The 14,828-nt window shown below is 70.0% G+C and carries 15 protein-coding genes; 9 read left to right on the forward strand and 6 right to left on the reverse strand.

The window, feature by feature from the left end; all coding sequences use genetic code 11:
• Nucleotides 1-25 precede the first annotated feature (25 nt).
• A complete protein-coding gene (gene clpB, locus Q9R13_RS15150; RefSeq protein ID WP_310962006.1) occupies nucleotides 26-2,611 on the forward strand; it encodes an ATP-dependent chaperone ClpB in 2,586 nt (861 codons plus the stop codon).
• Nucleotides 2,612-2,639: 28 nt separating this feature from the next.
• On the opposite strand, the gene Q9R13_RS15155 is transcribed toward clpB, so the two are convergent.
• Nucleotides 2,640-3,134 carry a carboxymuconolactone decarboxylase family protein gene (locus tag Q9R13_RS15155; protein ID WP_310962007.1) on the reverse strand — a complete coding sequence of 165 codons (495 nt, stop codon included), beginning with the start codon at nucleotides 3,132-3,134 and terminating at the stop codon, nucleotides 2,640-2,642.
• A 94-nt stretch (nucleotides 3,135-3,228) separates the two neighbouring features.
• On the opposite strand from Q9R13_RS15155, the gene Q9R13_RS15160 reads away from it, so the two are divergent.
• On the forward strand, nucleotides 3,229-4,497 hold the full coding sequence (locus tag Q9R13_RS15160; RefSeq protein ID WP_310962008.1) for a hypothetical protein: 1,269 nt from the start codon (nucleotides 3,229-3,231) through the stop codon (nucleotides 4,495-4,497).
• A gap of 16 nt (nucleotides 4,498-4,513) precedes the next feature.
• Here the strand turns inward: Q9R13_RS15160 and Q9R13_RS15165 are convergent, their stop codons facing one another.
• The gene (locus Q9R13_RS15165; RefSeq protein ID WP_310962009.1) at nucleotides 4,514-5,662 is read right to left on the reverse strand and encodes a pyridoxal phosphate-dependent aminotransferase; all 1,149 of its coding nucleotides are present in this window, start codon (nucleotides 5,660-5,662) and stop codon (nucleotides 4,514-4,516) included.
• A gap of 27 nt (nucleotides 5,663-5,689) precedes the next feature.
• Here Q9R13_RS15165 and Q9R13_RS15170 point away from each other — a divergent pair, with 27 nt between their 5' ends.
• The gene (locus Q9R13_RS15170) at nucleotides 5,690-6,391 is read left to right on the forward strand and encodes a sortase domain-containing protein (RefSeq protein ID WP_310962010.1); all 702 of its coding nucleotides are present in this window, start codon (nucleotides 5,690-5,692) and stop codon (nucleotides 6,389-6,391) included.
• A 34-nt stretch (nucleotides 6,392-6,425) separates the two neighbouring features.
• Nucleotides 6,426-6,953: an orotate phosphoribosyltransferase gene (gene pyrE, locus Q9R13_RS15175; RefSeq protein WP_310962011.1), complete on the forward strand. Its 528-nt coding sequence runs from the start codon at nucleotides 6,426-6,428 to the stop codon at nucleotides 6,951-6,953.
• Here pyrE and Q9R13_RS15180 read toward each other — a convergent pair.
• Nucleotides 6,943-7,590 carry a DedA family protein gene (locus tag Q9R13_RS15180; RefSeq protein WP_310962012.1) on the reverse strand — a complete coding sequence of 216 codons (648 nt, stop codon included), beginning with the start codon at nucleotides 7,588-7,590 and terminating at the stop codon, nucleotides 6,943-6,945. The genes pyrE and Q9R13_RS15180 overlap by 11 nt on opposite strands.
• A gap of 88 nt (nucleotides 7,591-7,678) precedes the next feature.
• Between Q9R13_RS15180 and Q9R13_RS15185 the strand changes: the two genes are divergently transcribed.
• Nucleotides 7,679-8,320, forward strand: coding sequence for a TrmH family RNA methyltransferase (locus Q9R13_RS15185; RefSeq protein WP_310965103.1), 642 nt, complete (start codon nucleotides 7,679-7,681; stop codon nucleotides 8,318-8,320).
• A gap of 8 nt (nucleotides 8,321-8,328) precedes the next feature.
• Here Q9R13_RS15185 and Q9R13_RS15190 read toward each other — a convergent pair whose 3' ends face one another.
• A complete protein-coding gene (locus tag Q9R13_RS15190; RefSeq protein ID WP_310962013.1) occupies nucleotides 8,329-8,670 on the reverse strand; it encodes a hypothetical protein in 342 nt (113 codons plus the stop codon).
• A 98-nt stretch (nucleotides 8,671-8,768) separates the two neighbouring features.
• On the opposite strand from Q9R13_RS15190, the gene fbaA reads away from it, so the two are divergent.
• On the forward strand, nucleotides 8,769-9,812 hold the full coding sequence (gene fbaA, locus Q9R13_RS15195) for a class II fructose-bisphosphate aldolase (protein ID WP_310962014.1): 1,044 nt from the start codon (nucleotides 8,769-8,771) through the stop codon (nucleotides 9,810-9,812).
• A 29-nt stretch (nucleotides 9,813-9,841) separates the two neighbouring features.
• Here the strand turns inward: fbaA and Q9R13_RS15200 are convergent, their stop codons facing one another.
• The gene (locus tag Q9R13_RS15200) at nucleotides 9,842-11,386 is read right to left on the reverse strand and encodes a DHA2 family efflux MFS transporter permease subunit (protein WP_397218303.1); all 1,545 of its coding nucleotides are present in this window, start codon (nucleotides 11,384-11,386) and stop codon (nucleotides 9,842-9,844) included.
• A 24-nt stretch (nucleotides 11,387-11,410) separates the two neighbouring features.
• Here Q9R13_RS15200 and Q9R13_RS15205 point away from each other — a divergent pair, with 24 nt between their 5' ends.
• The 3 genes from Q9R13_RS15205 to mctP are packed head-to-tail and all read left to right on the forward strand — an operon-like array spanning nucleotide 11,411 to nucleotide 13,824.
• Nucleotides 11,411-11,833, forward strand: coding sequence for a DUF3151 domain-containing protein (locus tag Q9R13_RS15205; protein WP_310962016.1), 423 nt, complete (start codon nucleotides 11,411-11,413; stop codon nucleotides 11,831-11,833).
• A gap of 42 nt (nucleotides 11,834-11,875) precedes the next feature.
• Nucleotides 11,876-12,142, forward strand: a complete 267-nt coding sequence (locus Q9R13_RS15210; RefSeq protein WP_310962017.1) for a DUF3311 domain-containing protein — start codon at nucleotides 11,876-11,878, stop codon at nucleotides 12,140-12,142.
• Nucleotides 12,139-13,824 carry a monocarboxylate uptake permease MctP gene (gene mctP / locus Q9R13_RS15215; RefSeq protein WP_310962018.1) on the forward strand — a complete coding sequence of 562 codons (1,686 nt, stop codon included), beginning with the start codon at nucleotides 12,139-12,141 and terminating at the stop codon, nucleotides 13,822-13,824. Before Q9R13_RS15210 ends, mctP begins: the two co-directional genes overlap by 4 nt.
• 6 nt (nucleotides 13,825-13,830) lie before the next feature.
• Here the strand turns inward: mctP and Q9R13_RS15220 are convergent, their stop codons facing one another.
• Complete coding sequence (locus Q9R13_RS15220) at nucleotides 13,831-14,751, reverse strand: diacylglycerol/lipid kinase family protein (RefSeq protein WP_310962019.1); 921 nt, start codon at nucleotides 14,749-14,751, stop codon at nucleotides 13,831-13,833.
• Between the last annotated feature and the right edge of the window lie 77 nt (nucleotides 14,752-14,828).

A 14,828-nucleotide genomic window follows, 5' to 3' on the forward strand; every position in this document is an offset into this window, starting at 1 on the left:
CTCACCCACACCGAAAGGGCCCGAAGTGGACGGATCGAAGTTCACCACCCGCAGCGTCGAGGTCGTCAACGCTGCCCACACTCTCGCGGTCACCGAAGGCAACCCGCAGGTCGAGCCGGTGCATCTGGCCGTCGCCCTGCTGCGCCAGGACCAGGGCATCGCGCCCAACCTGCTCGCCAAGGCCGGTGCCGACGTCCCCACCTTGGCGAGCCGTCTCGACGAGGCGCTGCACGCGCTCCCCAAGGCGAGCGGCCAGACGATGCAGAACCCCACCACGTCCCCGGCGGTCACGAGGGTGCTCGCCCGGGCGCTCGACCTGATGGGCGAGATGAAGGACGAGTACATCGCCACCGAGCACCTCCTGCTCGCGCTCGCCCTCGTCGAGAGCCCGGTGCAGACCGCCCTCTTCAACGCCGGCGCGGGCGCCGACCGGTTGCGCGAGGCGATCAGTGCGGTCCGCGGCGACCGGCATGTCACCAGCCAGGAGGCGGAGGCGACCTACGAGTCGCTGGAGAAGTACGCCGTCGACCTGACCGCACGAGCCGAGGAGGGCAAGCTCGACCCGGTGATCGGCCGGGACGCTGAGATCCGGCGTGTGGTGCAGGTGCTCTCGCGTCGTACCAAGAACAACCCGGTGCTGATCGGCGACCCCGGCGTCGGCAAGACCGCCGTCGTCGAGGGGCTCGCCCAGCGCATCATTGACGGAGATGTGCCCGACTCACTGAAGGGCCGCCGGCTGCTCAGCCTCGACCTGGCCGCGATGGTCGCCGGCGCGAAGTACCGCGGCGAGTTCGAGGAGCGGCTCAAGGCCGTGCTCGAGGAGATCAAGTCCTCGGAGGGCCAGGTCATCACGTTCATCGACGAGCTGCACACCGTCGTCGGGGCGGGCGCGGGCGGCGACTCCGCCATGGACGCCGGCAACATGCTCAAGCCGATGCTGGCCCGCGGTGAGCTGCGGCTGATCGGCGCCACCACGCTGGACGAGTACCGCGAGCGGATCGAGAAGGACCCGGCGCTGGAGCGGCGCTTCCAGCAGGTCTTCGTCGGCGAGCCGAGCGTCGAGGACACCGTGGCGATCCTGCGGGGGCTGCAGGAGAAGTACGAGGCCCATCACGGCGTGAAGATCACCGACGCCGCCCTGGTCGCCGCCGCGATGCTCTCCGACCGCTACATCAGCGGGCGGCAGCTGCCGGACAAGGCGATCGACCTCATCGACGAGGCCGCCTCCCGGCTCCGGATGGAGATCGAGTCGTCGCCGGTCGAGGTCGACGAGCTCCGTCGCACCGTGGATCGGATGAAGATGGAGGAGCTCGCCCTCGAGCGCGAGACCGACGAGGCCTCGGTCGAGAGGTTGCGCCGGCTCCGTCAGGAGCTTGCCGACCGCGAGGAGGAGCTGCGCGGACTCGAGGCCCGGTGGGCGAAGGAGAAGGCCGCGCTGGAGGGCTCCGGCGAGCTGCGCAAGCAGATGGACGAGCTGCGCGTCGAGGCAGACCGGCTGCAGCGCGCCGGCGACCTGGCGGCCGCATCGGAGATCCTCTACGGGCGGATCCCCGAGCTGCAACAGCAGATCGAGGCGGTCGACGAGGCGGAGAGCGCGAGCGGCGCAGAGCGGATGGTCAACGAGGAAGTCGGCCCGACCGAGATCGCCGACGTGGTCGAGGCCTGGACCGGCATCCCCACCGGCCGGCTGCTCGAGGGCGAGACCGCGAAGCTGCTCCGGATGGAGGAGATCATCGGTGAGCGGCTGATCGGCCAGCAGGCTGCGGTCACCGCGGTCAGCGACGCCGTACGGCGCAGCCGCGCCGGCATCGCCGACCCGAACCGGCCGACCGGCAGCTTCTTGTTCCTGGGCCCCACCGGCGTCGGCAAGACCGAGCTGGCGAAGTCGCTGGCCGACTTCCTCTTCGACGACGAGCGAGCGATCGTACGGATCGACATGAGCGAGTACGCCGAGAAGCACAGCGTGGCCCGACTCATCGGTGCCCCTCCGGGCTATGTGGGGTACGACGAGGGCGGCCAGCTGACCGAGGCGGTCCGCCGGCGCCCCTACTCGGTCGTCCTCCTCGACGAGGTCGAGAAGGCGCACCCCGAAGTCTTCGACATCCTGCTCCAGGTGCTCGACGACGGCCGGCTCACCGACGGGCAGGGCCGCACGGTCGACTTCCGCAACACGCTGCTGATCCTCACCAGCAACCTCGGCTCGCAGTTCCTGGTCGACCCGGTGCTGGACGAGGCGCAGAGGCACGACTCGGTGATGAGTGTGGTGCGGCAGGCGTTCAAGCCCGAGTTCCTCAACCGGCTCGACGAGATCGTGATGTTCGACGCGCTGGGCAAGGACGAGCTGGCGCACATCGTCGACCTCCAGCTGAAGGCGTTCGACGCGCGATTGGCGCCCCGACGGATCAGCGTCACCGTGACCGACGAGGCGGGGCGCTGGCTGACCGAGAACGGCTACGACCCGGCGTACGGCGCCCGCCCGCTGCGCCGGCTGGTGCAGACGGCCATCGGCGACCCGCTCGCCCGGATGCTGATCGCCGGGCAGGTGCTCGACGGCCAGCACGTGGAGGTCGACCGTGAGGGCGACGGCCTGGCGATGAAGGTCATCGGCTGAGCAACGACCGCGAGCCGGGCCGGTGCTCTCAGGGCTGGCCCGGCTGGTAGTCGCCGGCGGCCTGCCGGGTGCTGATCGCCATCCGGTTCCAGCCGTTGATGGTGACGATGGCCATCAGGACCTGGCCGAGCTCGGGCTGGGAGAACACTCGAGCGGCCTCGTCCCAGACGTCGTCGGGCACGTGGGTGTCCGCCACCCGCGTGACCGCCTCGGTGAGGGCGAGCGCGGCGCGCTCACGGTCCGTGTAGATCGGGAGCTCCCGCCAGGCGCTGAGACCGTAGAGGCGCTGCTCGGTCTCGCCGGCGGCTCGCGCGTCCTTGGTGTGCATGTCGATGCAGAACGCGCAGCCGTTGATCTGGGACGCGCGCGTCTTGACCAGCTCGTAGAGGGTCGGGTCGATGCCGGAGCGGCGTACGGCGGTCTCCAGGTGGAGGTAGGCCTTGTAGAGGTCCGGTGCGGCCTCGTCGAGCGGGAGCCGGGGCGGGTCGACGGGTGCCGGGTTGACGGCTGTAGCAGTGCTCATGATCCGAACGTACGCCTCGTCCTGGGGTCGGCAAACGCAGGTCCCGGGCGGTCCGGGCTGCGCGACCTCACCGCGCTCTTGGTTCAATGGGGGGATGAGCGACGAGCAGCGCAGTGCCCGACCGAGCCAGGTCACCTGGGGCGCGGGCTTCGCCGTCCTCGGTGGGGCGCTCATGGTGGTCAGTGCCTTTCAAGGCCTGACCGATCTGCGCTCGATCGACACGCGTGCACAGCTCACCAAGGCGCTGGACAGCCCCGCCGCCCGAGGCCTCGGGGTCACCGTCGAGCAGGCCACCACCGTGATGCACGGCCTGCTCCTGCTCGCGGGGGCTGGCGCCGCGGTGCTCACCGTGCTGGCCGGGTACGCGCTGCTCGGACATCGCGGCGCCCGGGTCGGGCTGACCGTGCTCGCCGTGGTCGTACTGGTCTCCTCGCTGGCCGTCGACCCGCTGCTCGGCCTCGGGCTGGCGCTGGCGGTCTCGATGCTGTGGAGCCGGGCGGCCCGGGACTGGTTCGACGGTCGGCCGCCGGCCGTTGCGGACCCGGCCGCATCTGCGGCGCGCTCCGGCGAACAGCCGGCTCCGGTCCTCGAGTCCGGTGTCGAACCCCCCGAGGAGCCCGACGCGCGGCCGGCCGGACCCCAGCAACCGCCGCCGACGCACGGCTTCGGTGGACCGGCCCAGCCCGGACCGGCCCAGCCCGGACCGGCGTACCCGGCGCCGCAGTACCCCGCGCCGCAGTACCCGGGTGGTGGCTACCCGCAGAGCGCGTATCCACAGGCGCCGTACCCCCAGGGCCCGTACCAGCCGCAGCCACACCTCTACGGCCCGCAGCAGGGCGGCCCGCGCCGGGCACCCGGCGTGGTGCGGGCGCTCTCGATCGTCACCTGGGTCTTCTCCGGCCTGGCGCTCGCCGGCTTCGTCGTCACCGGCATCGTGCTCTCGGTCGACCAGAACGACCTGGTCGACCGGATCACCAGCAAGCCGGAGTACCAGAACCTCTCGCTGGATCGGGGGGAGCTCGTCGCCGCGGTGTGGGGCGTGCTGCTCGTCTTCGCCGCGTGGTCGCTCATCGCCTGCGTGCTGGCTGCGTTCGTGTGGCGCGGGCACGAGTGGGCGCGCATCCTGCTGGCGGTCAGCGCGGGGGTCACCGCGCTGTTCTGCCTCGCTGCGATGCCGGTCTCGATCGTGCATCTGATCGCCAGCGCCGTGGTCCTGGGCCTGCTGTTCTCCCCGACCTCGAGCCAGTGGTTCCGCGACCGACGCAACGGCGTCGGGCTGGCGCCCCAGGCCCCGCAGCAGCGGCCCTCGTCGAGCCAGGGGCCAGGACAGGGACCGGGCCAGGGTCAGCCGCCGGTCTGGTGACGAGACGGCGGCGACGTCAGAGCCGGTTCAGCCGACTGAGTCCCTCCTCGAGCACCGCGCGCTCCTTGCAGAACGCCCAGCGGACCAGGTGGCGGCCCTCGTCCGGGTCGTCGTAGAAGACCTGCGCCGGGATCGCGACCACCCCGGCGCGCTCGGCGAGATGCTGGCAGAACGCCAGCCCGTCCGGCAGGCCCATCCGTCGTACGTCGGTGGTGATGAAGTAGGTGCCCTCGCAGACATTCACGTCGACATCGAGGCGGGACAGCCCGGTGCACAACAGGTCGCGGCGCTCGGCCAGCTCCTTGCGCAGCGCCACGTAGAAGTCCTCGTGGTCATCGAGCGCGGCGGCGATCGCCGGCTGGAACGGCGCCCCGGAGGCGTAGGAGAGCCAGTTCTTGGCCCCCTCCACGGCGGCGACCAGATCGACCGGCCCGGTCGCCCAGCCGATCTTCCAGCCGGTGAACGAGAAGGTCTTGCCCGAGCTCGAGATCGTCAGCGTGCGCTCCGACATCCCGGGGAGGGTCGCCAGCGGGACGTGCTCGTGGTCGTCGAAGGTGAGGTGCTCGTAGACCTCGTCGGTCACCACGACGAGGTCGTGCGCGATCGCCAGATCGGCGACCGCCTGCAGCTCCGCGCGACCGAGAACCGTGCCGGTCGGGTTGTGCGGCGTGTTCAGCAGGATCAGCCGAGTCCGTGGGCTGATCGCCGCCTCGAGATCCGCACGCTCGAGTCGGAACAGCGGAGCCCGCAGCGTCACCGGCCGCCGTACGCCGCCGGCGAACTGGATCATCGCCCGGTAGCTGTCGTAGAACGGCTCCAGCACGACGACCTCGTCGCCGGGGTCGACCAGGCCGAGCATCGCGGCCGCGATCGCCTCGGTGGCGCCGGTGGTGACCACGACCTGCGCTGGCTCGAGCTCGATTCCGTAGTGCCGACGCTGGTGCCGGCGTACGGCATCGAGGAGCTCAGGCGCGCCGTGCCCGGGCGGGTACTGGTTGCGACCGGCGCGCATCGCATGGACGGCGACGTCCACCACGGCAGCCGGGCCGCTGACGTCCGGGAAGCCCTGGCCGAGGTTGATCGCACCCGTGCGCACGGCGAGCGCCGACATCTCCGCGAAGATGGTGCTGCCCACGCCGTCCAGTCGTCGAGCTGACCTGTCCATCGCTCCATCGTGCCGCACAATGGGCGCATGGCCCTCACCACCGACGCTCCTCCGGAGCCTCCCGCGAAGGCGAAGCGCCGCCGGGGACCCGCGTACTGGATCGGCCTGGGCATGCTGCTCGCGGGCCTGGCGGTGCTCGGCTGGCTGGCCTGGCAGTTCTGGGGCACCACGTGGGAGGCGCACCGCGACCAGCGCAAGAACGTGCAGCTGTTCGAGCGCGGCTCGCGGCTCACCGATGCCGAGGCCCTGATCCGGATCCCCAGGTTCGGCAAGAAGTACGTCGTGCCCGTGTACGCCGGAGTCAGCGAGGACGTCCTGGCCCGCGGCTTCGGCCATTTCCCGCACACCGCCGACCCGGGCCAGGTGGGCAACTACGCGCTGGCGGGGCACCGGATCACGCACGGACAGCCGTTGCGCGACATGCCCGAGCTGCGCCCGGGCGACAAGGTCATCGTGGAGACCCACCGGGCCACCTACACCTACGTCCTCGACACCAACCCCAACGATCTGGTCGTGTCATTCACCCAGACCTGGGTCCTCGACAAGCACCCGCACAACCCCACCCCGGGCGGAGTGGAGCCAGCGGCGCGCTACCACCGTCTGATCACCCTGACGACCTGCTCGGAGCTGTTCCACACCGACAACCGGATGATCGCGTTCGGGCACCTCGTCGGCACGAAGAAGCACCCCAGGCACGGCCCACGCCCGCTGCCCACCACGGTCGGCTGAGCCCGCGGCGAGCTCCGCCGGTAACCTCCGGGCCATGGACGACGCCACCCTTGCCCGTGACATCGACAGCTGCTGCCGCCTGACCGGAGAGTTCACGCTGCGCTCCGGGCAGGTGTCGCACGAGTACTTCGACAAGTACCTCTTCGAGTCCCAGCCCGCGCTGCTCGGTCGGGTGGCCGACCAGATGGTCGAGCTGCTGCCCGAGGGGACCGAGCTGCTCGGCGGGCTCGAGCTGGGCGGGATCCCGATCGTCACCGCGCTCTCGTTCCGCACCGGGTTGCCCGCCCTGTTCGTGCGCAAGTCGGCCAAGGAGTACGGCACCTGCAAGCTCGCCGAGGGCCCCGAGGTGTCGGGGCGCCGGGTGACCCTGGTCGAGGACGTGATCACCACCGGAGGCGCCGTACGCGACGCGACCCGCGCGCTGCGCGCTGCCGGCGCCGTCGTCGGCACCGTGGTCTGCGCGATCGACCGCAGCCCCGAGGCGGAGAACCCGCTCGTCGACGTCGAGCTGGACGTCCGCGCGGTGCTGACGAAGGCTCAGCTCGACGCGGTCAGGAGTTGACCCCTGACCTCTGGCGGTGCCGCCACGCCTCCCAGGCCAGCGGGATCGCGGAGAAGGCCAGGATCGCCAGGGTCGCGTAGTCGATGTTGTTCGCCAGCCAGGGCACGGTGTTGCCCAGGAAGTAGCCCAGCAGCGTGATCACCAGCACCCAGAGCCCGGCCCCGACCGCGCTCCACACGAAGAAGTGCCTGCGGTCCATCCGGATGACGCCGGCGACGACGGTGATGTAGGTCCGCACGAAGGGCACGAAGCGACCGATCACCAGCGCCTTGCTGCCGTGCTTGTCGAAGAAGGCAGCGGTCTGGTCGAAGTACTTGCGTTTGAGGATGCGTCCCTCATGCTGCTGCAGTGGTGGACCGACCAGCCGCCCGATCTCGTAGCCCACAACGTTGCCGAGGAAGGCTGCGACCGCGAAGGCCACCAGTGCGAGGTAGAGGTTCAGGTTCAGCTTGTCGCCGGCGATGAACAGGCCGATCGCGAACAGCAGGGTGTCACCGGGCAGGAACGGGAACAGCAGCCCACACTCCACGAACACGATCGCCAGGCTCAGCCAGACGAACTCGGTGTGGAAGTGCCGGAGCAGCCACTCGGGGTCCATCCAGGTGATGCCGAGCAAGTGGGGAAGGGGCGCGATCACTTGGCAGACCCTATCCGGGCGGACATGAAGACAGGGTGACAATTACTGTCTCCACGTGGATGCAGAGCCGCGGGCGCCGTACGACCCGATGCCGCACGGGCCTGCCGAGGTCGGGGTGGGCCCGTGGACCGGGCCGTGGCCGACCGGATCGCACTACGACCCGGACCTGCTTCAGCACGGCGACCGGCGCAACGTCGTGGACCGCTACCGCTACTGGACGATGGACGCGATCGTCGCGGACCTCGACACCCGGCGGCACGACTTCCACGTCGCGATCGAGAACTGGCAGCACGACTTCAACATCGGCACGATCGTGCGGACCGCCAACGCCTTCCTCGCCGCGGAGGTGCACATCGTCGGCAACCGACGCTGGAACCGTCGCGGGGCGATGGTGACCGACCGGTACCAGCATCTGCGCCACCACGCCGACGTCGCCGACCTCGCGACGTACCTGCACGGCCTCGATGAGCCGGTGAGTCTGCTGGGCATCGACAACCTGCCCGGCTCTGCGCACCTCGAGACCATGGAGGTCCCGCGCCGGGTCTGCTTCCTCTTCGGGCAGGAGGGGCCGGGACTCTCCGAGGACGCCCGTGCGCGGGTCGACGGGACCTTCTCGATCGCTCAGTTCGGCTCGACGCGGTCGATCAACGCCTCGGCGGCGGCGGCGATCGCCATGCACACCTGGGTCGTCGAGCACGCCGACCTCGGCGGCGAGGTGTGGCGCGGCTGATCAGCCGCTCAGACCAGCGTGAAGGTGGGCGAGCCGTGCACCAGGGAGCCGAGCAGCCAGAGCAGCGTCATGCCGGCGCCCACTCCGGAGAGCAGCCACGCCGCGCTGGGCAGGTGCAGGTCCCACCCGGTCCCCGGCGTGGTCGAGGCGCTCCTCCGGGCGGATTTCGCCAAGACACTCGCCGCGCCGCAGGCAGCCAGGGGCACGATAGCGATCAGCATGATCGCGGCTCGCCCGTTCGCGCCCAGCAGCATCGCCAGTCCCACGCCGACCCGATCCCAGCTGCCGAGGATGACCGTGAACGCGATCACCAGCGCCGCGAGCCCGCGCGCCTGTTGTGTGGAGACCATGGGCGAACGTTAGGGCTCGGCCGGCTCGGGCGCCAAGCACCAACGCGGGGGCCGTAGGGTGGAGGCGACGTGTCGGTCTGCCTGCAGGAGCAAATCCAATGCCCATCGCCACCCCCGAGAAGTACGCCGAGATGCTGGACACCGCGAAGGCCCAGGGCTTCGCGTTCCCGGCGATCAACGTGACGTCGTCGCAGACGCTCAACGCCGCACTCGCCGGCTTCGCCGAAGCCGGTTCCGACGGCATCGTCCAGGTTTCCACCGGTGGCGCGGAGTACCTCTCCGGGCCGACCGTGAAGGACATGGTGACCGGCTCGGTCGCCTTCGCCGCCTACGCTGTCGAGGTCGCGAAGAAGTACCCGGTCAACGTGGCGCTGCACACCGACCACTGCCCCAAGGACAAGCTCGACGGCTTCGTCCGTCCGTTGCTGGACATCTCGGCGGAGCGGGTGAAGAACGGCCAGCTGCCGCTGTTCCAGTCGCACATGTGGGACGGGTCCGCCGTACCGCTGGAGGAGAACCTCCAGATCGCCCAGGAGCTGCTCGCCCGGGCCGCGGCCGCGCACATCATCCTCGAGGTCGAGATCGGAGTCGTCGGCGGCGAGGAGGACGGTGTCGTCGGTGCGATCGACGAGAAGCTCTACACCACCCCCGAGGATGCGCTGAGGACCGTCGAAGCCCTCGGCCTCGGCGACAAGGGCCGCTACCTCACCGCGCTCACCTTCGGCAACGTGCACGGCGTCTACAAGCCGGGCAACGTCAAGCTGCGTCCGGAGATCCTGCAGAGCGCACAGGCCGCCATCGTCGAGAAGTACGGCGCCGACGCCGGGTTCGGCCCCAAGGCGCTCCCGCTCGACCTGGTCTTCCACGGCGGGTCCGGCTCGAGCGCCCAGGAGATCGCCGACGCGGTGTCCTACGGCGTGGTGAAGATGAACGTCGACACCGACACCCAGTACGCCTTCACCCGGCCGGTCGCCGGTCACATGTTCGCCAACTACGACGGCGTGCTCAAGGTCGACGGTGAGGTCGGCAACAAGAAGGTCTACGACCCGCGCTCCTGGGGCAAGGCCGCCGAGGCCGGCATGGCTGCCCGCGTCGTGGAGGCCTGCACCAACCTGAGCAGCACCGGCCAGTCGATCGGCTGAGCCAGGCTCCGCCCCAAGGAAGCCGCGCGTCAGGCGCCCCCGCCGTAGCCGGAGTGCTTGGGGCGCTCGTACCAGAACACCGCGACGAGGCCGAGGATGTAGATCGCCGCGGGGAGCATGAGCGACTGCTGCATCGCCTTGGAGAACAGCGCCGCGACGTGCGGATCGGGGATCTTGGCGGCCCCGGCGTCGCCGTGCGCGGCCGCACCGGGGAGGTAGTGGGCAATGCGGGAGTCCATCATCACCGCGATCGCCGCAGAGCCGACGACTGAGCCGACCTGGCGCACCGCGTTGTAGATACCCGAGCCTGCGCCAGCCAGGTGCATCGGCAGGTTGCGGGTGGCGGTCGCCGCCGTCGGGGCCCAGATGAAGGCGTTGCCGGTGCCGAGGATCACCAGGAAGATGGTGAGCTCCCACACCGGAGACCCGACCCTGAGCTGCGAGGCGAGGCCGAACATCCCGACGATGCTGAACCCGAATCCGACGCCGACGACCAGTCGCGGATGCAACCGGTCGGTGAGGTTGCCGACGAAGCGAGCCAGCACCAGTGACATCACTGCCATCGGGATCATCAGCAGTGCGGCCTGGGTCGGTGAGTCACCGCGGACCGCCTGCGCCCAGATCATCAGCGGGAAGCCCATCGACGCGCCGACGAAGCCCATCACGGTGATGGCCAGATTGGACACCGAGAAGTTGCGGTCGCGAAACAGGCTCAGCGGGACGAGCGGCTCGCGCCGGTTGCGCGCCTGCCACCACACGAACAGCACCAGCACCGCGACGCCACCCACGATCATCGCGATGATCCAGCCTGCCCAGTGCTTGTCGTGGCCCTCCTGGATGCCGAAGGCGAGGAGGAAGAGGCCCACCCCCGACAGCGCGACGCCGAGCCAGTCGAAGCTGTGCTGGTGTGTCGGCAGCTTGGGCACCAGCCGGACCGCCATCACGAAGCCGATGACGCCGACCGGGACGTTGATGAAGAAGATCCACTCCCAGCCCAGGCTGTCGGTCAGCACGCCGCCGAGCACCGGCCCGACCATCATCGCCACGCCCGCGGTGGCGCCCCAGACCGCCATCGCCTTGCCACGGTCGGAGGCCGGGAAGATCCGGGTGATGATCGCCATCGTCTGGGGGGTGATCATCGACGCGCCCAGACCCTGGACCACGCGGGCGACGATCAGCATCCCGATGCTGTTGGTCAGTCCGCACCAGAGCGACGCGATCGTGAAGACGGTCAGACCGATCAGGTAGAGGTACTTCGAGCCGTAACGGTCACCCAGCCGGCCGGTGATCAGCACCGGCACGGCATAGGCGAGCATGTAGGCGCTCGACACCCACACCACGTCGTTCACGCTGGCGTGCAGCTTCTCGATGATGGTCGGGGTCGCGACGGTCACGATCGTCAGGTCGACCAGGATCATGAAGAAGCCCAGCACCAGCGCGAAGAGCGCGGGCCACGGGTTGCTCTGCGTGGGCTGTTCGGGAGCCGTCGCCACGGCCTCGGTCTGGGTCACAGGGACACTCAACACCCGAGCAGGGACAATTAGTCCAGTCGAATTCCGCCGTGGCTCGCCCATGGTCGAGTGGCTACGGTGGGCGCCGTGACCCACGAAGACCTGATGGCCGGCCCGCCCCCCACCCTGCTGCCCGAGGACCCGGCCGCCGCCGAGCTCGCCGCGGACGAGCCGCCGCACGATGTCGTACGCCGGCACCCCGAGTCGCCGCTGGCCTGGGCGACCCTGGCGGAGGAGGCCCTCGCCGACGCGGACACCGACGACGTGACCGCCTACGCCTACGCCCGGGTCGGCTACCACCGGAGCCTGGACCTGCTGCGTCGCAACGGGTGGAAGGGCCACGGCCCGGTGCCCTGGAGCCACCTGCCCAACCAGGGCTTCCTGCGGGCGCTCGCCGCGCTGACCAGATCGGCAGACTCGATCGGCGAGACTGCCGAGGTCGCACGCTGCGCGGAGTTCCTCCGCGACTCGAGCCCGGAGACCTACGACACGTTGATCGGCCACCGCTGATCAAGGTGTGATCCAGGTCACCCCTGGAGTAGCGTGCCGGGCATGAGTCTCGGTGCGGACCGTGGGGACGGCGTCCCCACGTCGAACAAGGGGCTGCTCGTCGCAGCCGGAATCTGTCTGGTCATCCCACTGATCGGCCTGATGTGGGTGGGCAGCTACGCGAAGGTCGACCCCAAGCTGTGGGGCTTCCCCTTCTTCTTCTGGTACCAGTTCCTCTGGGTGATCATCTGCTCGGTGCTGACCTACACCGCGCACCGACTGGTGATCGCGGCCCGGCGCCCGCGCCCGGACCGGGACGGTGACCGGTGAGCGCGGCCCTGGTCCCGATGGTGGCTGACGACCACACCGGAGTGAACGGGGTGGCCCTCGCCGTCCTCATCGTGCTGTTCCTCCTCGTCACGGTGCTCGGCTTCATGGCCACCCGGTTCCGGCGCGGAGAGCATCTGAACTCACTCGACGAGTGGGGCCTGGGCGGGCGCAAGTTCGGCACCTGGATCACCTGGTTCCTGCTCGGTGGCGACCTCTACACGGCGTACACGTTCGTCGCGGTGCCCGCGGCGATGTTCGCGACCGGCGCCGTGGCCGGCTTCTTCGCGGTCCCGTACACGATCGTGCTCTACCCGATCGTCTTCGTCTTCATGGCGCGGCTGTGGTCGGTCAGTCACCGGCACGGCTACGTGACCTCCGCCGACTTCGTCCGCGGTCGCTACGGCTCGCGCGAGCTCTCCTTGGCGATCGCGGTGACCGGGTTCGTCGCGACGATGCCCTACATCGCGCTGCAGCTCGTCGGCATCCAGGCAGTGCTGGACGTCGCGGGCCTGGGCGGCAACAACGGCTTCGCCAAGGACCTGCCGCTGGCGATCGCGTTCGTCGTGCTCGCCGCCTACACCTACACCTCGGGGCTGCGCGCACCCGCGGTCATCGCCTTCGTCAAGGACGCGCTGATCTACCTCGTGATCATCGTCGCGATCGTCTACCTGCCGCACAAGTACGGCGGCTGGGAGCACATCTTCGGCGCCGCCCAGCACAAGATGGCCACCACCAGCCCGGTCACCCACAAGCCGACCGGCGCGTTCATCCCGGTCTCGCAGCAGTACTGGGCCTACGCCACCCTCGGCCTCGGCTCCGCGCTCGCGCTGTTCATGTATCCGCACTCGATCACCGCGACGCTGTCGTCGAAGAGCCGCAACACGATCCGGCGGAACGCGGCGATCCTGCCGGCGTACTCCTTCGTGCTCGGCCTGCTCGCGCTGCTCGGTTGGGTGGCCATCGCGGCGAAGACCAACCCCATCGGGCTGGACGGCAAGCCCAACGCCCAGCTGGTGATCCCGCAGCTGTTCGAGGACGCCTTCCCGAGCTGGTTCGCCGGCGTCGCGTTCGCGGCGGTGGCGATCGGTGCGCTCGTCCCGGCCGCGATCATGTCGATCGCTGCGGCGAACACCTTCACCCGCAACATCTACAAGGAGTGGATCAAGCCCACCGCGTCCGAGGCCGAGCAGGCGAAGGTGTCCAAGCTGGCCTCGTTGGTGGTCAAGGCCTTCGCGCTGGTCTTCGTGCTCAGCCTGGACAAGCAGAACGCGATCAACTTCCAGCTCCTCGGCGGCGTCTGGATCCTGCAGACCTTCCCGGCCGTGGTGTTCAGCCTCTACACGCGCTGGTTCCACAAGTGGGCCCTGCTGGTCGGCTGGGCGGTCGGCATGGTCTATGGCACGGTGGCGGCCTACCGGGTGGTCAATCCGGCAACCGGCAAGCACTTCGGCGGCTCGGTGGCCGACATCCCCGCGATCGGCCAGATGGGCTACATCGCGCTGACCGCGTTCGTGCTCAACGTGATCGTGAGCGTGGTGCTGACTCTGGTGCTCAACGCCACGAAGGTGGGCGCCCCGGTCGACGAGACGGCGCCGGGCGACTACTACGCGGACGCCGACGACCCGCGGGTGGCGCGCGACCTGATCGAGCACGGCGGCCCGGCGGCGGGGGAGCCCACGTAGGGGCCGTCAATCGACGCGGGGGAGCAGCAGCGAGTACGCCGCGGGCTCGACCCGCCACGCCCGCCGGCGCTCCGGCCCGCTGAGCTCGCCGTCGGCGCTCAGCCAGAAGTCCTCGCCGGCGACGCTGACCTGCTCGGCTCGGCGGAACACGACGTCCTCACGATCGTGGTGCTGTCCGTCCACCAGCTTGCGTAGGAACCCGATCCGCTGCAACGGTCCGGTCGCGTAGGAGATCATCACGTCGATCCTGCCGTCGCTCGGGTCGGCCCCGGGGGCGACCTCGGTGCCGCCGCCGATGCTGGCGCCGTTGCCGATCGCGAGCATCAGCACGTGCCGGTCGACGTCGGTGACGACCTCGCCGTCGACCTCGACCCGCAGCCGCACGAACGGAGGTCGCAGGGCGGTGATGGCGGCGCCGATCGGGTAGCCGAGCGCACCGAGCCGCACCGGCCCGACTCCGATGCTGCCCAGCCGGGACTTCCAGGTCGCGCCGTGCCGGCTCGCATGGGCGCTGGCGCCCAGGTGCACGTTGTTGACCACCACCTCGCCGAGCTCGTCGACGACCAGGTCCATCGGACGGGGCACGCCGTCGACCAGCACCTCAGCGGCCGCCTCGGGCTCCAACGGGAGCCCGAGGCCGCGCGCGAAGTCGTTGCCCGTGCCCAGCGGCAGCAGGCCCAGCACCCGGTCGCTGAGCTCGTGGCGGCGATACAGGGCCGCGACGACCGCATGCAGGCTGCCGTCGCCACCGGCGACCACGATGGGGCGGGAGCCCGCACGGTGGAGCACCCCGTCGAGCTCACCGGGGTTGCTGGTCTCGGCGACCTCCACGTCGGCGTGTCGGCGCAGCACCTCGAGCGCTTCCTCGAGCGTGCGTCGTTCGGCGGTGCCGGCGGAGGCGTTCGCGATCAACAGCATCGGGTCCATCCGGACAGGCTAGGAGATGGGCGCCCGGTGGTCCCCGGATCGCCGACTTGGTAACCTCTGTGCGCAAGAGCCCGGTG

Source organism: Nocardioides marmorisolisilvae (genome assembly GCF_031656915.1).
GTDB classification, from domain to species: Bacteria; Actinomycetota; Actinomycetes; order Propionibacteriales; family Nocardioidaceae; genus Marmoricola; species Marmoricola terrisoli.

Excerpts from the sequence above, each read along its gene's own strand:
- Q9R13_RS15155 (WP_310962007.1), bottom strand. The coding sequence starts at position 3,134 with ATGAGCACTGCTACAGCCGTCAACCCGGCACCCGTCGACCCGCCCCGG.
- Q9R13_RS15160 (WP_310962008.1), top strand. The coding sequence starts at position 3,229 with ATGAGCGACGAGCAGCGCAGTGCCCGACCGAGCCAGGTCACCTGGGGC.
- Q9R13_RS15165 (WP_310962009.1), bottom strand. The coding sequence starts at position 5,662 with ATGGACAGGTCAGCTCGACGACTGGACGGCGTGGGCAGCACCATCTTC.
- Q9R13_RS15170 (WP_310962010.1), top strand. The coding sequence starts at position 5,690 with ATGGCCCTCACCACCGACGCTCCTCCGGAGCCTCCCGCGAAGGCGAAG.
- pyrE (WP_310962011.1), top strand. The coding sequence starts at position 6,426 with ATGGACGACGCCACCCTTGCCCGTGACATCGACAGCTGCTGCCGCCTG.
- Q9R13_RS15185 (WP_310965103.1), top strand. The coding sequence starts at position 7,679 with ATGCCGCACGGGCCTGCCGAGGTCGGGGTGGGCCCGTGGACCGGGCCG.
- Q9R13_RS15190 (WP_310962013.1), bottom strand. The coding sequence starts at position 8,670 with ATGGTCTCCACACAACAGGCGCGCGGGCTCGCGGCGCTGGTGATCGCG.
- fbaA (WP_310962014.1), top strand. The coding sequence starts at position 8,769 with ATGCCCATCGCCACCCCCGAGAAGTACGCCGAGATGCTGGACACCGCG.
- Q9R13_RS15200 (WP_397218303.1), bottom strand. The coding sequence starts at position 11,386 with ATGGGCGAGCCACGGCGGAATTCGACTGGACTAATTGTCCCTGCTCGG.
- Q9R13_RS15210 (WP_310962017.1), top strand. The coding sequence starts at position 11,876 with ATGAGTCTCGGTGCGGACCGTGGGGACGGCGTCCCCACGTCGAACAAG.
- Q9R13_RS15220 (WP_310962019.1), bottom strand. The coding sequence starts at position 14,751 with ATGGACCCGATGCTGTTGATCGCGAACGCCTCCGCCGGCACCGCCGAA.